At 67.1% G+C, this 8,181-nt stretch carries 8 protein-coding genes and 1 tRNA gene; 1 reads left to right on the forward strand and 8 read right to left on the reverse strand.

Going from position 1 to position 8,181, the window contains the following annotated elements; genetic code table 11:
• The 5 genes from Q0W90_RS21070 to Q0W90_RS21090 all read right to left on the reverse strand — a co-directional run.
• On the reverse strand, window positions 1-401 hold a 401-nt coding region (locus Q0W90_RS21070; RefSeq protein WP_297776356.1), incomplete at its 3' end, for an HAD-IIIA family hydrolase.
• A gap of 13 nt (window positions 402-414) precedes the next feature.
• Entirely contained in the window at window positions 415-1,032 is a 618-nt protein-coding gene (locus Q0W90_RS21075; RefSeq protein ID WP_297700646.1) for an SIS domain-containing protein, read from the reverse strand.
• Window positions 1,020-2,036, reverse strand: coding sequence for a GHMP kinase (locus Q0W90_RS21080; protein ID WP_297599327.1), 1,017 nt, complete (start codon window positions 2,034-2,036; stop codon window positions 1,020-1,022). The genes Q0W90_RS21075 and Q0W90_RS21080 overlap by 13 nt, the downstream gene beginning before the upstream one ends.
• 121 nt (window positions 2,037-2,157) lie before the next feature.
• Window positions 2,158-3,291 (reverse strand): M28 family peptidase, encoded by a 1,134-nt coding sequence (locus tag Q0W90_RS21085; protein WP_297776359.1) that lies wholly within the window; start codon window positions 3,289-3,291, stop codon window positions 2,158-2,160.
• A 79-nt stretch (window positions 3,292-3,370) separates the two neighbouring features.
• Complete coding sequence (locus Q0W90_RS21090) at window positions 3,371-4,540, reverse strand: SRPBCC family protein (protein WP_297599331.1); 1,170 nt, start codon at window positions 4,538-4,540, stop codon at window positions 3,371-3,373.
• 92 nt (window positions 4,541-4,632) lie between these two features.
• Between Q0W90_RS21090 and Q0W90_RS21095 the strand changes: the two genes are divergently transcribed.
• On the forward strand, window positions 4,633-5,241 hold the full coding sequence (locus tag Q0W90_RS21095) for a TetR/AcrR family transcriptional regulator (protein WP_297599337.1): 609 nt from the start codon (window positions 4,633-4,635) through the stop codon (window positions 5,239-5,241).
• Window positions 5,242-5,256: 15 nt separating this feature from the next.
• On the opposite strand, the gene Q0W90_RS21100 is transcribed toward Q0W90_RS21095, so the two are convergent.
• The 3 genes from Q0W90_RS21100 to Q0W90_RS21110 form a co-directional block, all read right to left on the reverse strand.
• Window positions 5,257-7,050: a CocE/NonD family hydrolase gene (locus tag Q0W90_RS21100; protein ID WP_297776362.1), complete on the reverse strand. Its 1,794-nt coding sequence runs from the start codon at window positions 7,048-7,050 to the stop codon at window positions 5,257-5,259.
• A 223-nt stretch (window positions 7,051-7,273) separates the two neighbouring features.
• On the reverse strand, window positions 7,274-7,780 hold the full coding sequence (locus Q0W90_RS21105; RefSeq protein WP_297599332.1) for a formate dehydrogenase: 507 nt from the start codon (window positions 7,778-7,780) through the stop codon (window positions 7,274-7,276).
• A gap of 280 nt (window positions 7,781-8,060) precedes the next feature.
• Window positions 8,061-8,133 (reverse strand) — tRNA-Ala (locus Q0W90_RS21110).
• Window positions 8,134-8,181 lie beyond the last annotated feature (48 nt).

The raw sequence follows: 8,181 nt of genomic DNA on the forward strand, positions 1-8,181 counted from the left end.
CCGATCATCACCGACTCGGTCAGATCGATCCCGTGTTCGGCCGCCGCGCGTAACAACATGCCGGTGCCGGGTTTGCGGCAGTCGCAACTGTTCGCCGCGTGCGGGCAATGGTAGGCGGCGTCGATCCGTGCACCCGCGTCCGCGAGCAGTTCTTGCAGACGCTGCTGGACCGCGGCGAAATGCGCCGGGTCAGAGTCGGGTTCGGAGAGCCACCGCTGGTTGGTCACCAGCACGGTCCGCAGGCCCGCGGCATTCAGGGCGGCCAGTGCCTTGGCCGCGCCCGGCAACAGAACCACATCGGCGGGTGATCGGATGTACTCGCCCTCGGCGGCCTTGACGTTGACGGTGCCGTCCCGGTCCAGGAACACGGTGCGCACAGTGCGCAGATCGGGTGCGGCCATCGTCGGGCAGAGGTCAGGAGGGCCTGGGAAACAGTGCCGCTTCGACCATTTCGCAAATCGAGTGGCCGAGGTGCAGGCATGCCTCCTGAATGCGCGCGGTGTCCTCGCTGGGCACCCGGATGCACAGGTCGGCCACGCCGGCCACCTTGCCGCCGTGTGCACCGGTGAGCGTGACGGTCGTCATCCCCGCCTGGCCGGCGACCTCCAGCGCGCGAACGACGTTGGGAGAGTTGCCCGATGTGGTCAGTCCGATCACCACGTCCCCGGGGCGCCCGGCGGCGAGGACCTGGCGGGCGAACACCTCGTCGTAGGAGTAGTCGTTTCCGATCGCCGTCATCGCCGCCGTGGCGTCGGGAAGGCTGATCGCGGCCAGGCCCGGACGGTCAAAAGCGAAGCGGCCCATGAGTTCGGCCGCCAGATGTCCGGCGTCTTGCGCCGATCCGCCGTTGCCGAGGAAGATCGCCTTTCCCCCGGCGCGCAGCGCACCGATGATGACGCGCGCCACCTCGACGGTCTGCGCGGCGCAGGCACCCTGCTGCATCTGCTGCTTGACCGCGATGGTTTCGGCCAAGCGCTGCTGGACCAGCTCCACGCTCGGCGGGACCAAGTCCGAACCGGTCATGCCAGCCATGTCGTCAATCCCTTGCTCTCGAAGGCGAATTCGGTGATGGCGGCCCCGGCGCCCTCGAGGGCCTCGATGAGGCGGTGCTTCTTGGCGAAGTCGCAGAACAGCAGGATGTATCCCCCACCACCGGCTCCGGTGAGCTTGCCGCCCAGTGCCCCGTTCTTCAGGGCCAGCTCGTAGAGATCGTCGATGCGCTCGTTGGTGATGTAGGGCGACATGCGCTTCTTCTGGGTCCACGCTTCGCCCAGCAGCGCACCGAAGTCGTTCAGCTTGCCGGTCAGCAGCGCGGCCTTCATCGCGACCGCCAAGTCCTTCTGGGCCCGCAGCCCCGCGAGGGTGTCATCCGAACCCGTTGTGGCGCGGCGGGTTTGGTCCTCGATCACCCGTGCGGAGTCCCGGGTGATGCCCGTGTAGCACAGCAGCAGGCTGAGCTCGAGCTCGAAGGCGGTCTCGTCGCGGATCCGCAGCGGATTGACGATCACCCGGTCGGTGAACTCGATGAAGTTGAACCCACCGAACGTCGCGGCGTACATGTCCTGCATGCCGCCCGCGATGCCCAAATCCTCACGTTCGATGGCACACGCCAGTTGGGCGGTCTCGTATTCACCCATGGGCAGCCGGTAGTGCTCGGCGAGCAGGCCGGTGAGCGCGACCATCATCGTCGACGACGAGCCCAGCCCCGAGCCGGGCGGGGCGCTGGAACGCAGCACCAGGTCGTAGCCGTCCGTGCCGTCACGGCCGAATCTGCGCACCGCGGCCTTGATCAGATCGAGGCTGCCGTCGTAGAGAATCTCGCTGTCGAGCGTCATCTCGTGCGTGGTCTTGAAGTCCACCGACTCGATGCTCACCCGGCGATCGGTGCGCGGGGCAAGCGATCCCTGGGCGTAGCGATCGATGGTCGCCGACAGGACGCAGCCGCCTTCTGTCGCCGGGAATGGTGGCACGTCGGTGCCACCGCCGGCGAACGAGATCCGCAGCGGCGCTCGTGCGCGAATTCGTGGACGTGTCATGGGGATTGTCTTTCGAGCGATTCGCTCAGCTGCGAGACCGCGCTTGCCACGTGCCACCCCATCGTTGTGCGTCCGGAAGCGTCGCCAGCCTAACAAGCTGACCAGCACGATCGTCGGGTTTTCAGGACTTCTTTCGGATGGGCTCCAGCACGAAATCGACCACGATCGCGGCCATGTCGTCGATCGCGCTGCGCGCGATGACCTCGTAGCCGTGGGTGCTCAGCGTGGGCAGGCACAGCAGGCCGGCGCGCGCGGTCAGCCCGTTGGCCTTCGAGTGCGACGCGTCGGATTCGAACGCGCCCAGCGCGGCCGGCTGTGGCGACAGCCCCCGGTCGGTGGCGATTTTCAGCAGCCGGTCGGCGACCTTTTTGTCGTAAACGCACAACGCGTCGCTGTAGCCGATGATCGGTCCGCCGGCGACGCTGGTGTTGTATTCGCGTTCGGTGGGGCCGACTTCCAGGGCGAGCGTGAGGTCGCCGGGCAGGGTGGCGCTGGCGTAGGTGCCCCCCACCCCGCCGATCTCTTCGTTGGTGGTGAACACGAGGTAGACGTCGTCGGTGGGTCGTCGGCCGCCCTCGCGCAGCACGCGGGCGGCGTTCAGCAGCGCGGTCACCGCGGCCCGGTCGTCGAGGAAGTAGGCGCCGACGTAGCCGCCGATCTCAACCAGATCTCGCTTGCTGCGCTCGACGCACACCCGGGTGCCGGCGTGTACCCCGGCGTCGGCCAGTTCGTCGGTGCTGCGGCCGGTGAAGACATACACGTGATGCCAGTCCAGCGAGCGGTCACCCTGATCGGGCTTGGTCTCCCAGATTCGCGGGCTTTCCTGGGTGGTGTGCTCGGAGCCGAGAGTCAGTATGGCAGTGAGGGTTTCGTTGTCACCGAGCACGGCGACCGGTCCCAGCCCGAAGTTGCCCGGGTACATCGTGCCCAGCTGCGTCAAATGCAGTGTGCCATCGGGTTCCACGCGCTTGACGATCATGGACAGCTCGTCCATGTGCGCCATGACCCGTGTCGCGGCGCCCGGTATGGCCTCCGTGCGGTGGCGGTGGTCGGGCGACCCGACATCACCGGCCGAGGGGTCTGCGGCGATGTATCCGATCAGGTTTCCGGCGTCGTCGGTCCACATGTCGTCGACGACGGGTTGCAGTTCGCGGGCGATGACGGCGCGGACCTCGTCTTCCTGCCCACACGGCCCATAGGTCCACAGGAGTTCTTGCAGCAACTCGTCGGTGGAGTCGCGGTCGCGCTGCGCCATGAGATCCTCTCCGTCATTGGGTTCAGAGGATCAGTACCCGCGATGGCCTGCGACTATCGCAACGGGCGCGAAACCGCCCTCAGGCGAGTGCGACGCCGAGTTCTTGGGCGAACACCTTGATCATGTGCTGGACGGCGATTTCGTTGCGTCCGATGATCATGTGGTCGTGCTGGCCGTGCCGGACGGCCTCGCCGCACTGGGGCAGCATGGCGAAGTCCTCGTCACGGACGGCCGCATGGACCCCTTCGAAGACGGCGTCGTAGGCCGCTCTCATCTCGTCGTTGGTGGCGGGGACGCGGCCCATCCAACTGTGGCGCACCGTGCAGCGGGTCGGCTCACCGGCGGGCAGCATGTCGATGATCTCCACCCCCACCGGGCTGTTGGCCAGGATGAGGTTGGGATACACCCAGTAGATCACGCCCATGTTCGCCACGGGGTCGAGCGAGGCCGTCGGATCGGTGTCCGCGTTGGTGATCCAGGTGAACGGGAACCCGATGCGGTGATGCCTGCCGAACTCGTCGTAGACCATCGTGTTGGCCAGGGTGTTCTGTCCGATCAGGCTTTCGCCGTGCACGTACGGGAAATGGTAACCCTCGGCGAACGCCTCCAGGGCGCCCTTCCATGACACGTCGGAGGTGAATTCGCGCTCGGTGTGATAGCCGTAGGACGGGTAGTCCCAGAGCGCGAGTTCGGCGCCGAACTCGCCCAGGTGTTCGTCGAGGTCGATGGTCGCGTCGGCGGTCAGCACCGCCCAGATGAAGCCGTGCCGCTCCTCGGAGGGCAGCTCGACCAGGCCGTAGTCCTTGGTGTCCATCGAGTCGAAGCCGGCTTTGCCCGGGACCGTGAACAGTTCGCCGGTGTTCTTGTACGTCCAGGCGTGATACGGGCAGACGAAGCGCGGGGCGTTGCCCGAGCCGCAGGCCGGCATCGCGCCCCGGTGCCGGCAATAGTTGAGCAAGACGTGGCTGGCACCCGAACGGTCGCGGGTCACCAGCAGCGAGTCACCCAGCACCGAGCGCACGACGTAGTCGTTCTTGTTCGCCACCTGCGCCGACGGGACGATGGCCAGCGGCACCCGGCGCAGAATCTGCGACTCCTCGATCTCGGTGATCTTGGGGTCGCGGTAGTAGTGCAGCGGCACCCGCAGTTCACGCTCGGCCAGGTCGGTCGTTTTGTCCAGGGCGTGACGCAGGCCGCGCCGCGTCAACGTCTCGTCGGTGCCGCTCACCGGCCTGTCGATCGTCGTCACCCTCGTCTCCTTCGCCCTCGACGCTTCGGACCATACAATCACTATTGTTTGTATTGTCAAGCTCGGGAACCCGCGTGTGCGACGATCACGCCATGCGCCGGCACGGCTGGTCGGGGGATATCCCGGCCGACGACGATGAGGCGGTCGCGCGGATCCTGACCGTGACGCGACGCGCCATCGACGCGCGCGGGACGGTCAGCGTCTCGGAGGTCGCGGCGACGCTCGGGGTGACCCGCCAGACGATTTACCGCTACTTCCCCACCCACGAGACGCTCTTGGCCGCCACGGCGCTGTCGTCCGTCGACGGGTTTCTGGATCGGCTTGCGGCGCACCTGGGTTCGATCACCGAGCCCACCGAGGCGGTGGTGGAGGGGATCGCGTACACGTTCGAGCAACTCGCCCACGACAAGTACCTCAGCCTGGTGTTCCAGCCCGGCAAGGCCAGCGCGTTCACCGCGGGGGTGACCTCGGATATGGCCATTTCGTTCGGCCGGTCGATCCTGCAGCGCTTCGACGTCGATTGGGCCGCAGCGGGTTTCGCCGAGGGCCGGCTCGACGAGCTGGTCGAGATCATGCTGCGCACCCTGCAGTCACTGATCGTGGATCCCGGCCGCCCGCCGCGCACCGGGTTGGAGCTGCGAAGGTTCCTCGAAGACTGGATCGCGCCGTCGGTGCGGGCGCACGCCGCGGCCGAGCGCTAGCTACCGGATCCCGGTTCAGCTCACGGCGTCGGGGTCTGCCAACGAGACAAGGATGTGCGAGGGCGTTGGGCCGCCCTGGTGCAGTTGGTAACGCCCGCCGGCCATCGCTCGGCGGGCCGGCTTGCTGGGAACCAGATGCGGAAAGTCATAGGTGGTGATCGTCAGGCGCAGTCGGTGGCCCGCGGCGATCAGCGCGGCCGTCGGAAAAATTTCGACGTCGTAGCGGGTGATTTCCCCCGGCACGACGGGCTGCGCGGCCGATCGCGTGCTGAGGTGCTGCGGCCGCAGGACGGTGCCGTCGGGGAGGTACCAGGTGCGGTCGGGATCGAGCTTCCGGTGCGAGCCGAGGAGCGCGCCCTGGGTCAGCGGGCGGCTGGCCCCGTCGGGTGCGACGGCATCGAGGTGGGCGACCCACACAGTCTCGGTGGTGGTGGCCGTCGCGTGGATGGTCAGTGCGATCGGCCCGGCCACCAGCTTCGCCTCGCCGAACGGCTCGGTGGTGTAGGTCAGCGCACCGCGCTGCACGCGGCGGTTGTCCTGGTCATAGCGGATGCTGCGGCCGCGTTGGGCGAACATGAAGCTGTTCAAGCCCAGCGACCACTGCTCCAGGCTGCGACCGGACAGGGGTCCGCGCGCCACATAGGTGAGCGGCGCCACGGTGGTGTCCGGCGAGGCGTCCGAGCTCAGGCGCCCCGAGTCGGACAGGTACAGGCGAGTGGGCGTCGCCTCGGCGAGCGGATAGTTGTCGGCGCGATACCACTGCGAGCTTCCGATCGCTTGGAAGGTCAGCGGCTTCCCGGAAATCGCCGCGTGTACATCGTCTTTGAGCCAGTGGTCGAACCAGCGCAACTGCAGCGCGTTGAGGTGAAGTCCGCCGTGGTTCGACACGTGATACCACGGACCCACCATCAACCGGATCCGATCGGACACCGGCTGGCGGGGTTCCATCGGTGACTCGTCCGGCCGACCGGCGGCCGCATTCTGCAGCGCAGCGTAGTTCAGCGGCGCCCCGCGCTGGAACGCGTCGTGCCATCCGCCGACGAGGAAGGTCGCAACGCCGTTGTCGGCGACCTTGGAGAGGACCAGCGCCGGACTCATCGCGTCCCAGAATGGGCCGTCATAGGCGGTTTCGCCGCCGGCGACAACCTCGGCGATCAGCGGCCGGAAGTACCGTCTTTGGTCGCGTCCGCGCTGTCGCACCGCGGCGAGGCCGCCGGAGCGAGGCCGCGCGTGACCGCCGCGGGCGAGCCATTCCAGCGTGGGGTTGACCACGTTGAGCAGCGTGTAGACGGACCCGTATCCGCGTACCGCATGCAGGTGCGGCACGCCGCCCATCGTGGCCGCGTCGCGGTAGAAATCGCGGGCAGCCATCACCGGGAAGATCGCCTTCAGCGGGGAATCCGGGCCGACCGCGGCCGCGGTGAACAGTTGGTTGATCGCCAGATAGGACAGTCCCAGCATGCCGACGCGGCCGTTGGCGTTGGACAGCGTCGACGCCCACCGCACCAACTCGACCCCGTCCTGCGTCTGCCGATCGCCGCACATCTCGAAGGAACCGCCCGAGGATCCGGTCCCGCGAACGTCGACCATCACCTCGATGTAGCCGCGCTTGACGAGGTAGGGCGCCGCGCCGCCGCCGATCTGGGCGGCCGGCGGGGGGGCTTTCTTGCCGTAGGGCGTGATCGACAGCAGGGCGGGAAACGGTCCCTCGGCGGGCTGCCCCGTCTCGGGCACCGTCGGGTAGTGGATGTCGGCCCGCAGCTCGACACCGTCGCTCATCGGCACCGCGACGTTGTGTCGCACGCCCACGCCGTAGGTCGCCGGGGGCGGCGTCCACTCCGGCGCGAACGGCGACGGACTGGTCTTGCGGGCGCGTCGCGTGGTGCCGCGCCGGGATCGCAGAGTCGCCCTTGATCTCACCATTGGTAAAGCTCCCCCTGAGCCCGCGGCGCCATCGCCACGAATCACTCAGAGAATTTAGAGCACCACGCCCGGCGGGGCTAAGGGGTGTCGAGGGCCCCAGCTGGTTTCGTCAGACTGCCTCGTCCTCGACGTCTGCCCCGCAATTAGTAATGCTCGGATGCAGATGTCGCAATAGCTCCTGACCGGAGAACTGTATGCGATCGGCCTCCTCCACGAAACTTGACTGCGCGGCCGAGGGTTCATAGACCGGTCGACTGTCCTTCGCTGCCCTCACCTCGCGCACCGCCTTGCGCTTCTTCAGACGCATCAGTTCGGGATGCATCTTCTTCCGCTGCGAGGGAGGGACCAGCGCACCACGGTTGAAGACCCGCATACCGAGCTTGTCGGCAACCTCCCGGACCTGACAAGTCTTCAACCGGTAGCGCCAAGCGATTTGCGAAATCGTGTACCACCCCCGTGGCATCCGCCAGACCCAGCCCGCGACAGTAACCACCGTCAACACAATCGCCAGGGTCGCTTCAGGGCGGAACAGCTTTCCGGAGAACATGATCGCCACGATCCCGGCTACGAGCATGACGACCAGAGCTGACACGAAGAAAATCTGAGTCGGGCTCACGCCGCCCCCTTGCGTTCCACCGCGAGCATGTCCAACGGTCTCAGAACCGACTGGCGGTCAAACCGCGACACGCCGTAGCGTGATCGACTCGAAACCGCCTCTGGCTCGTCCGGGATGGTCGTTGCAGCGATTGCTCGGCCGCCGAAGGTGTCGGCGACGCTGGATGTGTACGGAGACTCGTGCTACGAGGACCTTGACGCGGGCGCCGGCTGTCTCGATGCCGCAAGGGACGGCTTCGGAAGAGTGGCGCTCGGCTACCGCCTGACCAGATCAAACTCTGTGGAGCTAAGGGGAATCGAACCCCTGACCTACTCGATGCGAACGAGTCGCGCTACCAACTGCGCCATAGCCCCTGATCGCTAGCAGGCTACCAGCCGCGGCACCCACCGCCGAACGGCCAG

The organism is Mycobacterium sp. (assembly GCF_025933915.1).
Classification (GTDB): Bacteria; Actinomycetota; Actinomycetes; order Mycobacteriales; family Mycobacteriaceae; genus Mycobacterium.